Below are 18,227 nucleotides of genomic sequence, written 5' to 3'. Positions count from 1 at the left end.
ACCGACTCACCGGTGAGCATCGAAGCGTCGACCGCCGAGCTGCCCTCCTCGATCACCCCATCGGTGGCGATCTTCTCCCCCGGCCGGACCACGAAACGGTCACCCACCGCCAGCTCCTCGACCGGGATGCGCACCTCCCGGCCGTCGCGCAGCACGGCGACGTCCTTGGCGCCCAGCTCCAGCAGGGCACGCAACGCCGCACCCGCCCGCCGCTTGGACCGAGCCTCGAAATACCGCCCGGCCAAGATGAACGCGGTCACCCCCGCCGCGGCCTCCAGGTAGATGTTGCCGGAGCCGTCGCTGCGGGAGATCGTCAGATCGAACCCGTGGGTCATGCCGGGCACGCCCGCATCTCCGAGGAACAGGGCCCACAGCGACCAGCCCAACGCCGCGATCGTGCCCAACGACACGAGGGTGTCCATCGTCGCGGCGCCATGCCGCAGGTTCGTCCACGCCGCCCGATGGAACGGCAGCCCGCCGTAGACCACGACCGGGGCCGCGAGCGTCAGCGACAACCACTGCCAGTAGGTGAACTGCAACGCCGGGATCATCGCCAGCGCGATCACCGGCACCGCGAGCACGACGGAGACCAGCAGCCGGGTCCGCAGGGGACCGAGCTCGTCTTGCGGCTCCCCGGCAGCCTGCTCGGGCTTCGGGGGCTCGGGCAGCTTGGCGGTGTATCCGGCCTTCTCCACCTCCGCCACAAGCAGGTCGGGGTCCAGGCCCTCGGGGAAGGTCACCTTGGCCTTCTCCGTGGCGTAGTTCACCGTCGCGGACACACCCTCCAGCTTGTTGAGCTTGCGCTCGATCCGGTTGGCGCACGACGCGCAGGTCATGCCGCCTATCGAAAGCTCGACGCTGCCGCCGTTGGCGGACGGCTTGTCGCCGGTGATGGAGGCCATCACCCCTCCTTTCTGCGTCATGCCCGGTGTCAGTGGCCGGAGTGGGAGTGTTCGGATCCGTGGTCCGCCGTGGCGGTCGGAACCGCCCCTGAGGCTTGCTCCGCCCGTACGGTGAAGGCGGCGGTGCGCACGGTTCCGTCGTGCTGGAAGTCGAGGAAGAGCCGGTAGTCGCCGCGGCTGGGGACCTCGGCGTAGAAGGTGATGCCCGGGCCGGCGGGAGTGACGCCGTCACCCGGAGCGCCGTCGGGGTGCACGTGCAGGTAGGCGAGGTCGCCCACGCGCAGCGCGACCAGGTGCCCGTAGGCCCCGAGGTAGGGCTGCAGGTCGGTGACGGGCTTGCCGTCCCTGCTGATCTCGGCGGTGAGCCTGCTCGCCGCGCCCGGTATGAGAGTGCCGTCGAGCCGGACGGTGTATCCGTCGACCGTCACCGTACGGCTGGGCGCCGGGAGCGGCCGGGGCGCGTAGTCTCCGGCGGCGTACAGGTCGGCGCCGAGGGTCAGCCCTTCGCCGCCCTGGGGGGCGAAGTCGGCGAAGATCCGGTAGGCGCCGGCGTCGGGCAGCGTCAGCGGCACCGACCAGATCCCGTCGCCGGACAGCTCGGGGTGCACGTGCCGGAAGACGGTCGTATCCCGGCTGACCACGATGAGGTGCAGCTGCTTGTCGTGCTGGGTCTGGTAGGCGGTCACCGGGCGGCCGTCGGGGCCGTTCACGGTGAACCGGAACTCGGTCTCCGTCCCGGGGGTGATGGTCGTGGTCTGCGGGGTGAGGGTGTAGCCACTCTGGGACACCTGGAGTCCTCCCGGCACGTGTTCCGTCTTCTGCGCGGCTTGTGAAGGGGGCGTGTGCTCCCCATGGCTGTTCTTCGCGGGCGCCGGTCCGGTCGCGCCGACGGCGCCGCCGACGCCGAACGCTCCCCCGAAGACCACGGCGAGACCGAGAACATAGGCGCCCAGCCGGGCTGGCGTGTTCATTGCTTGTCCACCACTTCGTATCCGGCCTCCTCGACGGCGGCCCTGATCTGGGCCGTGTCGAGGGGGCTGTCGCTTTCTACGGTCACGATTCCGGTGGCGAGATCGACCTCGACGCCGGTGACACCGGGAACCTCGCCGACTTCCTCCTTCACCGAGCTGACGCAGTGGCCGCAGGTCATGCCGGTGACGGTGTAGGTAGCGGTGGTCATGACGCTTCTCCTTCTTCTGATCGGTCAGGAACGGACGAGACGGGCGACGGCGTCGGAGGCTTCCTTGATCTTGTTGTCGGCCTCGGTGCCCCCCTTGGCGATGGCCTCGGCGACACAGTGCGCCATGTGCTCGTCCAGCAGTTCCAGGGCGAACGCCTGGAGCGCCCTGTTGGCGGCCGAGACCTGGGTGAGGATGTCGATGCAGTACTTGTCCTCGTCGACCATCCGCTGCAGTCCGCGGACCTGTCCCTCGATCCGGCGCAGCCGCCTGAGGTGGTCTTCCTTGGTCCCCGTGTATCCGGCCATCTCCCCGCCTTGCTCTGCTGAGGTCTGTTGTGTCTATTGAACACCCTACCCCCCTAGGGTATTTCGCGGGCCCACCGCGACCAAGGGCGGGCCCGCTCGGTGGGACCTACACTCGCGCTGCCTGGGCATCCGCCGCGGCGTGCGCCGCCGATGCGGGCTTCCGCATGAGCAGCAGGGTCAGTACGGCGCCGGCCGCCGCCACGACGGCCGCGCCGGCGAAGGCGGCCTGGAAGCCGTCGGTGAGCGCGGCCGGACCACTCGCGGCGGCCGCTCCCCCGCTGGTGGCGAGCGCGGTCATCACGGCCAGGCCGAGCGCCGAGCCGATCTGGTAGGTGGTGTTGACGATGCCCGAGGCCAGCCCGCTCTCCTCTGGCCGCGCGCCGGACATCGCCGACATCATCGCCGGGATGTAGGCCAGGGACATCCCCACCGCCGCGACCAGCGAGGCGGGCAGCACGTCGGCGACGAAGGTTCCGTCCGGACGCACCAGGGACAGCCCGGCCACCCCCGCCGCCAGCACCGCGAGCCCGATGACGATCAGCGGCTTCGCGCCGAACCTGCCGAGCAGCCGGGCGGTGATCCCGATCATGAAGATCATGATCGCGATCGTCATGGGAAGCAGGGCCGCTCCGCTGGGGAAGGCGCTGTAGCCGAGGACCTGCTGGAGGTAGAGGTTGAGGAAGTACCACATCGGGATCCAGGCCGCGCCGAGCAGCGCCATCGCGAGGTTGGCGACGGCCAGCCCGGGGGTCCGCCAGATCCCCAGTGGCATGAGGGGCTCCCGGATCACGCGCTGCACGAGCAGGAACAGCACGAGCAGCACGACCGCCCCCGCCAGCTCCAGCAACGTCGCGGCAGAACCCCAGCCCTGCTCGGGCGCCCGCACGACGGCGAACACGGCCAGGGCGATCGCGGCGGTGACGGCGACCCCGCCGAGCACGTCCACCGAGCCGCGCCTGCCGGCCACCGCGGGCAGCAGTGCGGGCACGGCCAGCAGGGTGGCGATGCCGATGGGGATGTAGACGATGAAGACCCACGGCCAGCTCAGATACTCGGTGACGACCCCGCCGAGGAACACCCCGGCGGTGCCGCCGGCCGGTGCGGCCGCGCCGTACAGGGCCATGGCCTTGCCGAGCTCCCGCGGATCGTGCCCGAAGAGCATCATGAGCAGGGTCATCGAGGCGGGGGCGATGAGCGCGCCGCCGACGCCCTGCACACCACGGCCCAGGATCTCCACCCAAGGGCTGCTCGCCGCGGCGGCCACGGCCGACCCGGCGATCAGGATGAGCCAGCCGGTGGTGAAGATCCTTCGGGCGCCGAACAGGTCGGACAGACGACCTCCGAGCAGCAGCAGGCCGCCGAAGGCGATGACATAGGCGTTGAAGACCCACTGCAGCGTGTCCGGGGAGAAACCCAGGTCGCGCTGCATGTCGGGTAACGCGACACCGATGATCGAGGTGTCCATGATGACCATGAACTGTGCCGCGGCGAGCACGACCAGTGCCCGCCACCTGCGCGGATTGACGGCGTTCATGCCGCACTCCTGTTCTTCGCGTCCGCCCCGCGATGGGAGGATGCGCTAGTGGGTTGGGTGTGATGCCGAATCGGACCGACCCCACAGGTGGGCGTGCATGCCAGTGCACGCCCACCGCCTTCTTCGGGGCTCGACCCGCTAGACCTGGCTCGCCAGCTGATAGCCGGCCTGTTCCACCGCGGCGCGGATCTGCTCGTCGGTGAATCCCACGCCGCTGACGGTGACCGCGCCAGTCGGCAGGTCGACGGCCACCCCGGTCACGCCGCCGACCTTGCCGATCTCCCCGGACACCGAGGAGACGCAGTGGCCGCAGGTCATCCCGCTCACCGAATAGACCTTGCCGTCCGCCGCACTCGCCTCAGCGGCCGCCGCGGTCTGAGCCGACTCCGTGCCGCACGCACATGCAGTGCACATGCCGTCCTCCTTATGTCGCTTACCCCCATGGGGTATCTGTCGCGAGAGACCATAGCATACCCTAGGGGGGTGTCAACGCCGCGGAGCACGTGACCGGGCTTCAGGCGCGCATCACCCGCCGGTGGTGCTCCACCCCGCCTCCGTACGCGACCCCTACGCGCCGCCCCCACGGTCATCGGCGCGCAAAGGGGTTGCATCCGGTACCCGGGTACAGGCTTACCGTCAGAGGCGTGACACAGGACATCGCCCTTGACCAGGGATGGGCTCCCTCAGCATGCACCCTGCCCACCGCGGCGCAGCCGCTGCGGGCGGCCGAGTTCGACGCCCTGTTCGCCGAGGCGGTCCGGGCGGTGCGGCGCCCTGGGCGTGAGCGGCTGCGGCTGGAGCTCGTATTCAGCCCGGAGCACGCGGCCAGGACGGCCGAGCTGACCGCGCGGGAGAACGGCTGCTGCTCCTTCTTCTCCTTCACCCTGACCGTCGCCGACGGCAGTCTGGCACTGGACGTGGCGGTGCCGTCGGCGCAGATCAAGGTGCTGGACGCGCTGCAGGCGCGCGCCGCTGCGGCGGCCGCATCGGGGTCTGCCGCATCGCGAGGATCGGCGTGAGGCAGCATCTCGACGGGCCCTACCTGCGCAGCGGGCAGGTGGCCAAGCGGGCCGGGGTCAACCTGCAGACGTTGCGCTACTACGAGCGTCGCGGGCTGATCGCCGAACCGGCGCGCAGTCCCGGCGGGCACCGCGCCTACCCGCCGGAGACCGTCACCCTGCTGACCGTCATCAAGGCCGCCCAGCGGCTCGGCTTCACCCTGGACGAGGTCGCCGAACTGATCGACACCGGCCGGCGTGGTCACCCCACTCCCGACCTGCGTGCCCGCGCCCAGGCCAAGATCGCCGAGGTGGACGCGCGCATCGCCGACCTGACCACCATCCGCACCGCGCTGACCCAGGTGGTCACCGCAGGCTGCGACAGCCTGACGAACTGCACCTGCCCCGACTGCCCGCTGCCGTACGCCGACCTGGCCACCGGCCACACCCCCGAGAGGGGCTGACCATCGTGAGCACCCGCCCCGGCCATCCGGCCCCCGTCCCCCTCACCACAACGGGCACCGAGGCCGTCAGCCGTCCGCCGGGCGGTGACGGCCCGCCGCTGCGCAGCAAGATCGCCGCCGCCCTGGCGGTGCCGGCGTGCCGCGGATGCGGCGGGAGCGGCTGCGGATGCTGAGCACCCGCACCGCGGCGAGGAGGGTGACCCGGCGGCGGATGGGTCGCTGCCATGCGCTGTACTACCGGCCATGACCGTCATCCGCTCCCTGCTGCTTTTCGTCCTGGCCGCCCTCGCCGAGATCGGCGGAGCGTGGCTGGTCTGGCAAGGCGTACGCGAGCAGCGCGGCCTGCTGTGGGTCGGCGGCGGCGTGGTCGCACTGGGCCTGTACGGGCTGGTCGCCACACTCCAGCCGGACGCGAACTTCGGCCGTATTCTGGCCGCCTACGGAGGCGTCTTCGTCGCCGGGTCCCTGGCCTGGGGCATGTTCGTCGACGGGTTCCGACCCGACCGCTGGGATGTCATCGGCGCGCTCGTCTGCCTGGCCGGCGTCCTGATCATCATGTACGTGCCACGTGGCTGACCGAGCAAGGCGGGTGGACCGATCAACTTGGCGCCGACACTCGCTGAGCAGCTCCGAGAACCTGCCCTCATCTTCATCAGAATGAGCTCAAGGGCGGCGCCTCCGGCCCCGCGCCCGCTCGGGCCGCCCCTGCGCCGCACATCCATGAGCCGGACGCCCCGCTCACGTTCAGGCAGCGACAGTCAGCGCCTTCGCTGCCACCATGGCCACTCAGGCGACGCATGCTCGTCCAGCGACGTCCTGGCGAGAAACCGTCTGTCCAGCGGAAGAACCAAGGAGTACAGGTAGGGCCTGGCCCAAGGCGGCAATGCCGTGAGCGCCCGTTCAAGCCTCCAGCGTGGGGCCGCTCCGCAGCATTCAGGGCACATGCATGTCGGTGCGATCCGGTCCGCGGTTCCGGGGATCACCGCCTGTGTCCACGCGAGCAACGCCTCCGCCACCTCGCCCGGCCGCATTCTGGTGTGTTCAAGCCTGATCACCGCGGCCATGGGACGACGGCCGAGGCCAGGGACCTGATGGGTCGAGGCTCTGTGAGTTCCGCACACCGACCCACGTGCACAAACCTGAGAGGGGCGCCTACGCGGCATAGCCCTTTCTGATCGACGTCATAGCCATGATGATCGCACCCCCATGTAACGACCTGCGTCATCACTCGTCGCCGTCCGAGTACAGAGGTCGCGAAGTCGAGGAACACGCTAATGCTCAGCGGGCAGGTCGCCGTGGGTTTCGAGATGGCTGTCCGGTTCGGCCGCTTGTGATCCGACGCCCGTCCGGGTGGGTGCTGTCCGGGCCATGGAGGCGAGGAGGCGTAGTTTCTCGTCGCTCTCGCTGCCCTGATCGGCGTAGTAGAGGACCAGGAGCAGATCGTCTACAGGGAGCTTGTCCCGGTGCAGGCGCAGCTCACCCACGACGGGATGGTTCACGGTAGTGGTGCCGCCCTCGAGGTTGCGGATGTCATGGCGCGCCCAGAGGGTTCGGAAGCGTTCGCTCGACAGGGCGAGCTCGCCCACCAGTTCCACGAACCGCGGGTTGTCGATGTCGTCCCCGACGGACTTCCTGAAGGCGGCGATGAATCCTTCCGTGGAGCGCATCCAGTGCTGCTGGAACGCCTGCTCCTCGGGATCGAGCAGCAGCGACCGCAGGCGGTTGTACCCGGGCTGGAGGCGCGGAGAGAGCGCGACCGCGAGCCGGTTGGACGCGAGCACGTCGAACGCGCGCCCCTCCACGAAGGCGGGAACCTGCACGCTCGCCAGGAGCTGGTGCAACCGTGCGGGGACACGTTCGGGCTTCCTACGCCGCTGAGGCCTGGGGCGCGCGGCGGCCAGGCCAAGGAGGTATTCCTGTTCGAGCTCGTCGAGGTGCAGGACCCGCGCGAGCGATTCGAGGACCTGCGATGAGGGATTCTTGTCGCGGCCGCGCTCCAGCCGCAGGTAGTAGTCGGCGCTGATGCCCGCGAGCATGGCGACCTCTTCACGGCGAAGCCCCGGAACGCGCCGGTTCGTACCCGGCGCAAGCCCGGCCTGCTCCGGGGTGACCAGGGCCCGCCGGGCACGGAGGTAGCCGCCGAGCAGGTTGGCGCGGTCGTCGTCGCTCATGTTCGCCATCGTATTTCGGGCTCTCTCGGCCAAGGGGGGCCCTGACAGGACCCCGGAAGACGGGGGCACTGCCTCCATCCGGAGAACGGGCCAACACTGAAGGTGTCGCCGCGCAGGAGAGGAGCCGAAGGCGGCGATGCCGAAACCGTGCTGGTCGCAGCTCGCGCCGCCCTGTCGCCGCGTTGGCTCGGATGCGTCTCCGCTGCCATACGGCTACGCACTGCGTACGGGCGTACGCGGCCCCTGCCGGGAAGCAGCCGTGTTCCCCCATCGCGACGTGCGCCCGGGCGGACGCAACGGCCACTTTCCCGTCCGTGTGACGCGACCGACGGGAACCGTAACCCATCACTTCATCGACCGCGCCCACCGGCTTGCCGCTGGTCGGCGAGCCCTGAGCAGGAGCAATCAATGGACATCACCAACCGCACCGTCTTCATCGCCGGCGCTACCTCGGGAATCGGTCTCGAGCTCGCTCGCCGCTTCGCCGCAGCCGGCAGCTCCGTCGTCATCGGCGGCCGGCGAGCCGACCTGCTCGACCGACTCGCAACTGAGGGGTTCGGCACCGTTCCCATCGACGTGACCGACCAGGACAGCGTCGACCGTGCCCGCGACACGATCCTCCGCAGTTACCCGGGCCTCGACACGATCGTGACCATGTCCGGGATCGGCATCCCTGAGGACCTGCGCGATCCCGCGCACTTCGGCGCCGCACAGCAAATGATCGACACCAACCTGCTTGGCACCATCCGCGTCATCGACGCGTTCACCCCGCACCTGGTCGGGCGCGGCGCCGGCACCATCATCACGGTCACCTCGGGTATCGGGTTCCTTCCGTTCCCGGTCATGCCGACCTACGCAGCCTCGAAGGCCGGCGTGCACGCCTACTCCGAGGCGTTGCGCGCGCAACTGGACGGCACCGGCATCGAGGTGTCCGAACTCGTCCCCCCGGCTGTCGCCACCACGCCGGAGCAGGCTCAGCTCAACCCCCGCGCGCTCGACCTGGCCGAGTTCGTCACCGAGGTGATGGACCTGCTCCAGACCAACCCCACTCCGCACGAGATCCTCGTCAAGGGCGTGATGATGCACCGGTGGGCCGAGCGCGACGGCACCTATGCCGATCTGGTCGCCCAGCGGTCGCAGGCGCTCGCGATGCTCCCGAGCCGTCAGTAGGCACGACAGCCGCTCGGGGCGTCGGCACGCGGCAGCAATGCGGCCCGGACGGGCCCCGCAAGCGGGTCTCGACCGACCGGCAGGCGATTGCCCGGCAGGATCTCGTCCTTACCGAGGCCGGATCGAGGACCCGGTGACGTCGGAGGCGGACGCGGGCACCTCCAGCCGACACCACCCGCTCCAGCGTCCGAAGTTCGGCGAGCTACTCACGTACGCGCGGCGAGCATTGGCGGCGCCCCTTCTATCTGGGAATCAATAGTGCCGAATGAGGGCTATCAATCAGGTCCTCGTCCAGACGTACGCCACTTTCCGCCTCGATCACTGCCAGGCCTGCCGCCGTGATGTCCACCTGTGCCTCCGCCTCCTCGCTGTCGTAGCCGCTCACGAGCAACTCGCACAGGGCCAGGGATGTGGAGACGGAACTATGGGCGCTCAGACGCGCCCCGCGCGACATGTCAGGACACTTCACTGCGGCTTCCACCGGGGTGCCGACCTCAATTCTGCAATGGCTACGCAGTCCCGCGGGCGGGGGAAGACGGCGATCACGTCGATGTCTCCGTCCATCGACGTGAACCACCATCATCCGCAGATCCCGCAGTGGTCAGTGTGAGTGGCGCGGCGGGGCGCTGCCGCTGCCACCGGCGAGGAAGTCCAGGTCCGCGCCTCTGTCGGCCTGCAGGACGTGCTCGCTGTACAGACGTACCCAGCCCCGGTCGGCCGCCGGTCGCGGAGGCTGCCAGGCGGCGCGACGGCGCTCGAGTTCCGCGCGGTCGACCAGCAGGTCCAGACGCCGTGTCGGGACGTCGAGCCGAATCACATCGCCGGTACGCACGAGTGCGAGAGGGCCGCCCACCGACGCCTCGGGGGCCACGTGCAGGACGCAGGTGCCGTAGCCGGTCCCGCTCATCCGGGCATCGGAGATTCGCACCATGTCGGTGATCCCCTCGGTGAGCAGCCGCCGCGGCATGGGCACGTTCCCCACCTCGGGAAACCCGGGATAACCGCGTGGTCCGGCGTTCCGCACCACGATGACCGTGTCGGGGGTGACGTCCAGCTCCGGGTCGTCGGCCACGGCGATATAGTCCTCGATCCGGTCGAACACGAGCGCCTGTCCGGTGTGCTGCAGCAGATGGGGCGAGGCGGCGGAGACCTTCAGCACGGCCCCGGACGGCGCGAGCGACCCGCGCAGCACGACGGTCCCCGACCCGGCGGGCTGGAACGGCTCCTCCATCGTGCCGATGACCTCTCGGTTCCAGCACTGGGCACCGCTGACGTTGTCGGCCACGCTCTTCCCGCTGACGGTGACGTGGTCCAGGTGCAGCAGGGAGGCGATCTCCTTCATCACCGCCGGGAGTCCGCCCGCGTACGCGAAGTCCTCCATCAGGTACGTGCCGGAGGGCATCAGGTTCACCAGCATGGGCACATCGGCGGTGAGCGTGTCGAAGTCCTCCAGCGACAGGGGGACGCCGAGGCGCCCGGCGATCGCGAGCAGGTGCACCACGGCGTTGGTGGAGCCGCCGATCGCGGCGTTCACCCGGATGGCGTTCTCGAAGGCCTCCCGGGTGAGCACCGTGGACAGCCGCTGGTCCTCTTCGACCATTCCCACGATGCGGCGCCCGGCGGCGTGCGCGAGCGCGTACCGGCGGGAGTCGACCGCGGGTACGGCGGCGGCCCCCGGCAACTGGACGCCGAGGGCCTCGGTCACGCAGGCCATCGTGGAGGCGGTCCCCATGGTCATGCAGTGCCCGCGGCTGCGGGACATGCAGACTTCCGCCTCGGCGCAATCCGCCGCGGTCATCCGGCCGGCGCGCAACTCCTCGGTGAAACGCCACACGTCGGTGCCCGAGCCGATGTCCCGGCCGCGGAACTTGCCGTTCAGCATCGGGCCGCCGGTGACCATCAACGTGGGCAGGTCGACACTGGCCGCGCCCATGAGCAGCCCGGGCGTGGTCTTGTCACAGCCGGACAGCAGCACCACCCCGTCGAGCGGGTTGGCCCGGATCAGTTCCTCCGCCTCCATGGCCAGCAGGTTGCGGTAGAGCATGGTCGTCGGCCGCATCAGCGGCTCCCCCAGGCTCATCGCCGGAAACTCCAGCGGCAGGCCGCCGCTCTCCCACACGCCGCGCTTCACCGACTCGGCCAGGTCGTGCAGGTGGGCGTTGCACGGCGTCAGCTCCGACCAGGTCGTGGCGATGCCGATCACCGGCCGGCCGTCGAAGACGTCGTCCGCGAACCCCTGGTTGCGCATCCACGATCGGTGAATGAACCCGTTGCGGCCCTCCGCTCCGAACCACTCCTGGCTGCGCAGCGGGCGATTCGTCATCGACATCGGAACACCTCTCTGTCGTTGTGATTGACTGCTGGACGACCGGCCGCGGCTACCTCAGGCCTCCGACGGACAGTCCGCCGCGCCAGTGCCGCTGGAGGGTGAAGAAGGCGACGATGAGCGGGATCACCGACACGAGCGCGCCCAGAATGATGAGGCTCCAAAGGGAGGTACTACCCGCGTTGTTCGCCGAGGCGATTCCCTGCCAGAGGCCGAGGCCGACGGTGACGGGGAACAGGCGGTTGTCGGAGAGCATGGCGAGAGGCAGGAAGTAGTTGTTCCAGGACGCCACGGCGGACAGGAGCAGCACCGTGACCACCGCGGGCCGCATCAGCGGGAACGCGACCTGGAGGAACGTCCGCAGTTCACCCGCGCCGTCGACCCGCGCCGCGTCCAGGATCTCGTCGGGAACCGCGTCGCGCGCGTACACGTGCATCAGGTAGACCCCGAACGGGTTGAGCAGTGACGGGAGGATCACCGCCCAAATCGTGTTCGTCAGGCCGAGCCCGGAGAACATCATGAAGGTGGGGATCACCAGGGCGGTCGCGGGCACCATCAACGCGCCGAGCAGGATCGAGAAGCTGAAGCGCCTGCCGGCGAACCGGTACTTCGCGAATCCGTAGCCGGCCAGGACGGCCAGGATCGTGGCGCCGATCCCGCCTGCGAACGCGTACAGCGTGGAGTTGAGGATCCACCTGCCGTAGATGCCGCCGTCGTAGGTGAACAGTCGCTGGAGGTTCCCGAAGTAGTCGACCCGATCGGCGAACCACAGGGTGTTGCTGCCGCTGAACAGGCCGGGGGCGTCCTTGGAACCGTTGACGATGACCCACCAGAACGGCACGAGGAAGTACACGACCAGGAAGCCGAGGAGAATCTGCACAGGGAGGTGGCGTTGGGGACGGCGGCGTGCGCCGGCGCCGGAGCTGCCGGTCATCAGAAGAAGCTCCTCCGCTTGCGGGTGAAGAACAGGAAGGCGTAGACGCAGACGAACACGATCCCGCCGAGGGCGAAGGAGATCGCCGATCCGTAGTTGAAGTTCGCGAGCCCGAACGCCTGCTGGTACGCGTACATGTTGGGGGTGAATCCCGGTGCGATCGTGCCGGCCGCGAGGTATCGCAGAATCTGTGGTTCGTTGAAGAACTGCAGGGTGCCGATGAGCGAGAAGACCAGGATCAGGAGCAGCGCGGGGGCGATCAGCGGGATTTTGATCCGAAGCGCGATCTGCCATTTTCCGGCGCCGTCCATACGGGCGGCCTCGTAAAGCGTCGGGTCGATGCCCTGGAGCGCCGCATACAAAATGATCATGTAATAGCCGGCCCACTGCCAGGTGACGACGTTGATCAGGCCGTAGAAAATCAGATTGCTGCTGAAGAAGTCGGGCGCGGTGGCGCCGAACAACCCGAAGATGTCGGAGAGCGGCCCGAAGCTCTTGCTGTACAGGAATCCCCACATGACGGCCCCGATGACCGTGGGAATGGCATAGGGGAGGAAAATCATGAGACGGGAGAAGCGGGTGAACAGCGAGGTCACGGCGTCCAGGATCAGGGCCATCGCGAGCGCGATGATGATCTGCAGCGGGATGGCGACGAGCGAGAAACGAATGACGAACCACGCCCCGGAGAGGAAAGTCGGGTCGGTGAACGCCTTCACGTAGTTGCCGAAGAGGACGAAGCTGATGCCGCCGATCAGCTTCTTCTGCCAGAGGCTGAGGTAGAACGCGTACGCGAGCGGCGCGATGAGAAGCGCGAGGAAGACGATCCCGAATGGCCCGACGAAGAGCCACCCCATCAGGTGCTCACGGAGGCGCACCTTGCCGCGGACCTTGTGCGCTTGCTCTTGAGTGCTCGCCGCACTCTTCTCGGTCAGGAGGGTCAACTTGGGCTCCGCAAAGTCGATGCTGGGGGTCACGGGTGGGCCGGCCGGGGACGGACCGGCCCACCCGTGTTGTCACTGAACGGTGAACCCTTGCTCCTTGGCGTAGCTCACCACGTCCTCCTGAATCCGGTCAGCGGCCTGCGCACCGGTGACGGAGCCCTCGATGAGGGCGCTGACCTGCTTCGTCATGGCGTCGAAGTAGTACTGGCCGAACGGGGCGTAGGTCATACCCTTGTAGGCGTTCGCCGCGGGGACGTAGACCTCCTTGTTCGCCTGCTGGCCGTCGAAGAACGCCACCTTGAGGTCCACGAAGTCGGGCTTGTTGAGCGCCTTGAGATTCAGCGGGAAAATGATCTGGTTGGTCCAGCCGTCGGTGAGCGACTCCTCGTCGGCGTAGAGGCCGTACGCCGCCTTCGCCGCGAGTTCGGGGTTCTTGGCCTGGCTCGTCACCGAGAAGGCCGACCCGCCCCAGTTCACCTGCACCGGGTTGCCGGGATCCCACTGCGGAAGCGGCGCCACCGCGAACTTGCCGGTGTCCTTGCCCTTGCCCACGCCGGCACCCGTGAGGTATCCGGGCGCCCATGCCGCCGAGATGTACGTCGCGTACTTACCGTTGACCACACCGGCGATGTACTCCGGCGTGAACTGGTCCTGCGTTCCGACCAGGCCCTTCTTTGCGAGGCGCCCCCAGTAGTCGAGCACATCCTTGGATGCCTGGTCGTTCAGCTTGATGCCGATCGATTCCGGCCGCGCGGGATCGTAGGCGAACGGAGCCGCGCCCTTCTGGATCTGCAGCGCCATCATGACGGCCGGCACGTTCGCGCCCAGGTCGCCGAACAGCGGGCCGCCCGCGTCCTTCACCTTCTGCGCCGCCTGCTCGTACTCGGCCCACGTCTTCGGCGGCTTGATGTCGTACTTGTCGAAGATGTCCTTGCGGTAGATCATCGCCATCGGTCCGCCGTCGACCGGCACGCCGTAGACCCCACCACCGATCGAGACGTCCTTCCACGCGCCCGGGCCGTAGTTGTCCTTGACGGCGTCATAGCCGTACTTCTTGATGTCGACGAGCGCCTTCTGGATCTGGAAGGTCGGGATCCGGTCCGCCTCGATCATGATCACATCGGGGGCGCCGCTGCCCGCCGAGATGGCCGTCTGGAACTTGTCGTACTCGTCACCGCCCTGGCCGACGTTGGTCCAGCAGACCTGCACCTCGTTGTTCTGCTTGTTGAAGTTGTCGACGACGAGCTGCGTGTTGGGGTACCAGCCCCAGAAGGTCACGACCGGCAGGTCCTTCTTGCTGATCGTGTTCGTGCAGTTGCTCGCGTTGTTTCCGCCGGCGTTGTCCGCGGCCGGGGCGCTTCCGCCCGCGGTGCTTCCGCCCCCGCCCACGTCGGGGGCGCAGGCGGCGAGCGCACTCGCTGCGGCGAGCACGGCTGCCGTGGCGATTATCCTTTTCGTCTTCATTGACATGATCTCCCCTTCGGGATCACAGCGCACAAGGGTCCATGCGCCGCCGCTGAGGCCGGACTGTCGGACGGGACGGGGCACGGATGGCACGATCCGCGCCCCTGTCCCTCCTGCCGATTCTGATGTGAGCGCTCACATATCGCCGTGTCCGAAGTTCATCACCGGGGCGGGAACCCCGGGGTCCCGGTGGAGTCACCTCGGAACGTGCCTGACTAGCGCTTGAACAGGCGCGGAGCCAGGTCGATGAGGTTCTTCTGCCACACGTCCCAGCCGTGCGGCCCGGGGGTGACCCCGTCGAACTCATAGTGGACGCCGAGGTTGTCCATCGTGGTCAGGCCCGCCATGAACGACGGGTTCACGAAGTCGGTCACGTCGCCGACGTACACGCGCAGCAGCTTGGTCCCGTTGTTGATCGCCGCCACGTCGACGCCGGCGCCGCTGCCGAACCCGGCCGAGAACGCCCCGATGTAGGCGAACCGGCCCGGGTGCGCCTTGAGCATCCCGAGCGTCTGCCCACCACCCATCGAGAGGCCGGCGAGGGCCTGCCGCGACGGGTCGCTGGAGACGTTGTAACGGGCGCGGACGGCCGGATCGATGTTGTCCAGCAACTCCTTGTTGAAGTCGGACACGTTGCCGTTGCCCATCACGACCACCATCGGCACCAGGTTTCCGTCAAGGAAGTGGTGGTCGAGGATCTGCTTGGCGCGTCCCATCTCGACCCAGTCCGTGTAGCTCTGGCCGCTACCGTGCTGGAGGTAGAAGACGGGGTACGGCTCCGCGCGGTCCGGGTCGTAGCCGGGCGGGGTCCACACCAACGCGGTCCTGTCCTGGTTCGCCACGGTGCTCCGGTAGGTCAGGCTCTCGACCTTTCCGCCCTGACCGGCGGGAACGTCCGAAAGCAGGCGCGACCTCTCTCCGGAGACGAGGAAGGTGCTCCACGTCGGCTCGGAGGTCACCTTCGTCGGGTTCGACGCGTCCTTGACCGAGACCCGGTCGACGATGAACTTGTAGTAGTAGAACCACGGGTCCAACGGGCCCACGGTCGCCCGCCACCGGTCGCCCTCACGGGACATCGGGATGCGCAGCCAGCTCCCGCCGGGAGCAGTGTTCGCCCATACCGTGACGTGCTGAGCGTCCGTGAAGCCCGTCGTGGTCTCGAAGGTGACGAAGCCGCCCTCGGACACGAACGGCGTCGGAGTGGTGCCTGCTGCGGGCGGGGTGAACTCGCCCTTCAGCGGCCCGTGACCGGCGCTCGGACCGTGATCCGACACCTTGCGGAACAGCCGCGGCACGAAATCGACCAGGTTCTCCTGCCAGGCGTTCCAGTTCGCCCCGGCGTCGGGGTTGACCCCGTCGAACTCGTACCTGATTCCGGCGCGGTTCAGCGCCTTCGTCAGGCGATTGGTCGCGTTGTAGGCCGGGTCGGTCACGTTCCCGGTGTACAGACGCACCAGCTTGACGTCGCGGTTGATCGCCTTCGCGTCCGCCCGGCCGGCGCTGTCCGCCAGCAGGCCCGAGAACGAGCCGACGTAGGCGAACTCGTTCGGCTTGGTCAAAGCGGCACGCAGCGCCCGCGTCCCGCCCTCGGACACACCGGCGATCGCCTGGTGCGCCGGGTCGCGGAGGACGTGGTACTTGTCCGCGGCCGCCTTGCGGAGGTCCTTCAGCTCCTTGTCGTCAGCCGGCCCGTCACCGCCGCTGATCACGACCACCATCGGCTCCATGGAGCCCTGGGCCGACAGGTTGTCGAGGATCTGCTTGGCCCGGCCGAGGTCGAGCCAGTCGGTGGCGTTCTGCCCCTCGCCGGACTGCAGGAACAGCGCCGGGTAACTCTTGGGTCCCTTGGGATCCCCGGCCTGGTAGCCGGGCGGCGTCCAAACCAGAGCCGACCGCTCCTGCTTCTTGACCTGGTAGGTCAGGGTCTCGACCTTGCCGCCCTGTCCCTGAGGTGCGTCCGCCAGCAGGCGCGCCGAGTCGCCCGCGACGAGGAAGGTGCTCCACAGGGGCTTGGACGCCACTCCGGCGCCGTTCGTCGGGTCCTTGAGGCCCTTGGTGTCGTCGCCCGTGACCTGGTAGGAGTACAGCCCCGGCTTGAGCGGGCCGAGGACCCCCGACCAGACGTCGCCCCGGCGGGTCAGACCGAACTCCGCCCAGGTGGAGGAGGGACCGAAGTTCCCCTCGACAACCACCTGCGACACCTGGCCCGCGTTGGCCTGGACGTAGGCCGCCGGGACGGTGAACGACGCGTAGCCGTCTTCCGAAACACTCAGCCAGGGTGTGTCCGCCGCCGCCGGCCGCGGTGCGAGTGACACTGCCGCAATCGCCATGGCCCCGGCGGCGATCGCCGCCGGGAGCCGTCGTGCGCCCGTAGGACGCATCCTGCCGTGATACGATAACGTCATACCGAAACTCCTTTGATGGTCGGCAGCGGGTGGGGCCTCTCAGCCGACCTAGCTTCTCGGGATGTGACGCGGTTTCTGTGTGTCTGCACCTCCGTTCGTCACCGGTTCGTCGTGTATTCCTGAATGCCAGGTGCACCTGGATGGTGCGCCTGTGGCCGGATGTCAGGGTCTCGTTGTGATTTTCGGTGGCGCCGTGGAGCCGCGAACCAGCAGTCGGGTCGGGAGCAGTATTCGGCGGGGGCCTTCCCACTCGCCGATCACCAGCGACTTCAGCATGCGCGCCGCCTCATAGCCGAGGCGGTACATCGACTGGTCCACCGTGGTCAACGCCGGCTCGGCCAGCGCCGACTCAGGGATGTTGTCGAATCCGACCACCGACAGGTCGCCGGGAACGCCGAGCCCCAGCTCCTTCGCGACCTCCAGAACCTTCAGGGCCATCCCGTCGCTCGCCGCGAAGATCGCCGTTGGCCGGTCCGGCCTTTCCAGCAACGCGCGTGCCAACGGGATCGCGGACTCGGGATTGAAGTCCCCTCTGCCGATCAACGTCGGATCGACCGGAACTCCCGCTCCGGCCAGCGCCGTGCGGTACCCCTCCTCACGCGACCATGCCGCCGCGAGGCTGGCACGGCCCGCGATGAATCCGATGCGCCGGTGGCCCAGGCCGAGCAGATGCTCGACCACCTGGGTGGCACCCGCGAGGTTGTCCGCCGTCACCGACGGCGCCGTCGAGTCCCTCGCCGGATCGATGACCACGACCGGAGTGCTGCTCCGCACCTCGCCCCACGGCGTGACGACGATGCATCCGTCCGTGAGCGTGCCCGACAGGCGGGTCAGATGCCGCTGCTCCCAGCCCTCCGAATACGTCCCGTAGAGGTCGCTGTTGGCGTAGATGATCAGATCGAAGCCCGACTGGGTCAACGCCTCCATCACACCCTTGAGCACCTCGGCCGTGTAGGACTGGAAGCTGTGGGTCACCAGACCCAGGACACCGGTACGGCTACGCCGCAGACTCGTCGCCACCAGACTCGACTCGTAGCCCAGCCGCTCAATGGCCGAACGGACCTGCGCGGTGGTGCCGGCACTGACGCCGTAACGCCCGTTGACCACTCGCGACACGGTTGCGACGGAGACGCCGGCCAGCCGGGCGACATCACTCATCGTCACCGGAGCTCCGCCATCGGCCATGCGGCCCTCTCTGTTTGCAATCGTTATCGGTTACGTTTCCGGTTTTTAACGTAAGCGAGAACTATCCCAAACACAAGACCTTTACGGCCTCCCACTATCCCGACCGTAGGCCTTATAAAGGACATGACCAGAATGCAGAAGGCCGGCCAGGGCAGGGCGGCGCTGCCGGCATCGACGACCTGGCGATGTCCGGCATCCCGCTGGCGGCCGGTGTTGGGCGGCGGGTGTTGGGCGGATGGCGAACGGC

The 18,227-nt window shown here is 68.4% G+C and carries 19 protein-coding genes; 5 read left to right on the top strand and 14 right to left on the bottom strand.

Annotated elements, in window-relative coordinates:
* The 6 genes from FLW16_RS39355 to FLW16_RS39330 all read right to left on the bottom strand — a co-directional run.
* On the bottom strand, positions 1-902 hold a 902-nt coding region (locus FLW16_RS39355), incomplete at its 3' end, for a cation-translocating P-type ATPase (protein ID WP_142566083.1).
* A gap of 29 nt (positions 903-931) precedes the next feature.
* Positions 932-1,873 (bottom strand): hypothetical protein, encoded by a 942-nt coding sequence (locus FLW16_RS39350; RefSeq protein WP_142566082.1) that lies wholly within the window; start codon positions 1,871-1,873, stop codon positions 932-934.
* Positions 1,870-2,082, bottom strand: a complete 213-nt coding sequence (locus FLW16_RS39345) for a heavy-metal-associated domain-containing protein (RefSeq protein WP_142566081.1) — start codon at positions 2,080-2,082, stop codon at positions 1,870-1,872. The genes FLW16_RS39350 and FLW16_RS39345 overlap by 4 nt, the downstream gene beginning before the upstream one ends.
* Before the next feature lie 24 nt (positions 2,083-2,106).
* The gene (locus FLW16_RS39340) at positions 2,107-2,388 is read right to left on the bottom strand and encodes a metal-sensitive transcriptional regulator (protein ID WP_142566080.1); all 282 of its coding nucleotides are present in this window, start codon (positions 2,386-2,388) and stop codon (positions 2,107-2,109) included.
* Positions 2,389-2,494: 106 nt separating this feature from the next.
* Positions 2,495-3,922 (bottom strand): MFS transporter, encoded by a 1,428-nt coding sequence (locus FLW16_RS39335; RefSeq protein ID WP_142566079.1) that lies wholly within the window; start codon positions 3,920-3,922, stop codon positions 2,495-2,497.
* Positions 3,923-4,060: 138 nt separating this feature from the next.
* On the bottom strand, positions 4,061-4,336 hold the full coding sequence (locus tag FLW16_RS39330; RefSeq protein ID WP_142566078.1) for a heavy-metal-associated domain-containing protein: 276 nt from the start codon (positions 4,334-4,336) through the stop codon (positions 4,061-4,063).
* A 230-nt stretch (positions 4,337-4,566) separates the two neighbouring features.
* Here FLW16_RS39330 and FLW16_RS39325 point away from each other — a divergent pair, with 230 nt between their 5' ends.
* The 4 genes from FLW16_RS39325 to FLW16_RS39315 all read left to right on the top strand — a co-directional run bounded on the left by FLW16_RS39325 (position 4,567) and on the right by FLW16_RS39315 (position 5,960).
* Entirely contained in the window at positions 4,567-4,941 is a 375-nt protein-coding gene (locus tag FLW16_RS39325) for a hypothetical protein (protein ID WP_142566077.1), read from the top strand.
* The gene (locus FLW16_RS39320) at positions 4,938-5,384 is read left to right on the top strand and encodes a MerR family transcriptional regulator (protein WP_142566076.1); all 447 of its coding nucleotides are present in this window, start codon (positions 4,938-4,940) and stop codon (positions 5,382-5,384) included. Before FLW16_RS39325 ends, FLW16_RS39320 begins: the two co-directional genes overlap by 4 nt.
* A 5-nt stretch (positions 5,385-5,389) precedes the next feature.
* Complete coding sequence (locus tag FLW16_RS44200) at positions 5,390-5,557, top strand: hypothetical protein (RefSeq protein WP_185949793.1); 168 nt, start codon at positions 5,390-5,392, stop codon at positions 5,555-5,557.
* Between the two features lie 70 nt (positions 5,558-5,627).
* Entirely contained in the window at positions 5,628-5,960 is a 333-nt protein-coding gene (locus FLW16_RS39315; RefSeq protein ID WP_142566075.1) for a YnfA family protein, read from the top strand.
* 695 nt (positions 5,961-6,655) lie between these two features.
* On the opposite strand, the gene FLW16_RS39310 is transcribed toward FLW16_RS39315, so the two are convergent.
* Positions 6,656-7,555, bottom strand: coding sequence for a helix-turn-helix domain-containing protein (locus FLW16_RS39310; RefSeq protein WP_142566074.1), 900 nt, complete (start codon positions 7,553-7,555; stop codon positions 6,656-6,658).
* Between the two features lie 408 nt (positions 7,556-7,963).
* On the opposite strand from FLW16_RS39310, the gene FLW16_RS39305 reads away from it, so the two are divergent.
* A complete protein-coding gene (locus tag FLW16_RS39305) occupies positions 7,964-8,725 on the top strand; it encodes an SDR family oxidoreductase (protein WP_142566073.1) in 762 nt (253 codons plus the stop codon).
* A gap of 241 nt (positions 8,726-8,966) precedes the next feature.
* On the opposite strand, the gene FLW16_RS44195 is transcribed toward FLW16_RS39305, so the two are convergent.
* The 7 genes from FLW16_RS44195 to FLW16_RS39265 form a co-directional block, all read right to left on the bottom strand.
* On the bottom strand, positions 8,967-9,110 hold the full coding sequence (locus FLW16_RS44195) for a hypothetical protein (protein WP_185949792.1): 144 nt from the start codon (positions 9,108-9,110) through the stop codon (positions 8,967-8,969).
* A 216-nt stretch (positions 9,111-9,326) separates the two neighbouring features.
* Complete coding sequence (locus FLW16_RS39290) at positions 9,327-11,054, bottom strand: IlvD/Edd family dehydratase (RefSeq protein ID WP_142566071.1); 1,728 nt, start codon at positions 11,052-11,054, stop codon at positions 9,327-9,329.
* A 49-nt stretch (positions 11,055-11,103) separates the two neighbouring features.
* A complete protein-coding gene (locus FLW16_RS39285; RefSeq protein ID WP_142566070.1) occupies positions 11,104-11,985 on the bottom strand; it encodes a carbohydrate ABC transporter permease in 882 nt (293 codons plus the stop codon).
* A complete protein-coding gene (locus FLW16_RS39280) occupies positions 11,985-12,926 on the bottom strand; it encodes a carbohydrate ABC transporter permease (RefSeq protein ID WP_142566069.1) in 942 nt (313 codons plus the stop codon). Before FLW16_RS39280 ends, FLW16_RS39285 begins: the two co-directional genes overlap by 1 nt.
* Before the next feature lie 72 nt (positions 12,927-12,998).
* Complete coding sequence (locus tag FLW16_RS39275; RefSeq protein WP_142566068.1) at positions 12,999-14,390, bottom strand: ABC transporter substrate-binding protein; 1,392 nt, start codon at positions 14,388-14,390, stop codon at positions 12,999-13,001.
* A 215-nt stretch (positions 14,391-14,605) separates the two neighbouring features.
* Positions 14,606-16,795 (bottom strand): esterase family protein, encoded by a 2,190-nt coding sequence (locus FLW16_RS39270; protein WP_142566067.1) that lies wholly within the window; start codon positions 16,793-16,795, stop codon positions 14,606-14,608.
* 162 nt (positions 16,796-16,957) lie between these two features.
* Positions 16,958-17,980: a LacI family DNA-binding transcriptional regulator gene (locus FLW16_RS39265; protein ID WP_142566066.1), complete on the bottom strand. Its 1,023-nt coding sequence runs from the start codon at positions 17,978-17,980 to the stop codon at positions 16,958-16,960.
* Positions 17,981-18,227 lie beyond the last annotated feature (247 nt).

The organism is Microbispora sp. KK1-11 (assembly GCF_006874435.1).
GTDB lineage: Bacteria > Actinomycetota > Actinomycetes > Streptosporangiales > Streptosporangiaceae > Microbispora > Microbispora catharanthi.
This window is presented reverse-complemented; position numbering and strand designations above follow the sequence as displayed.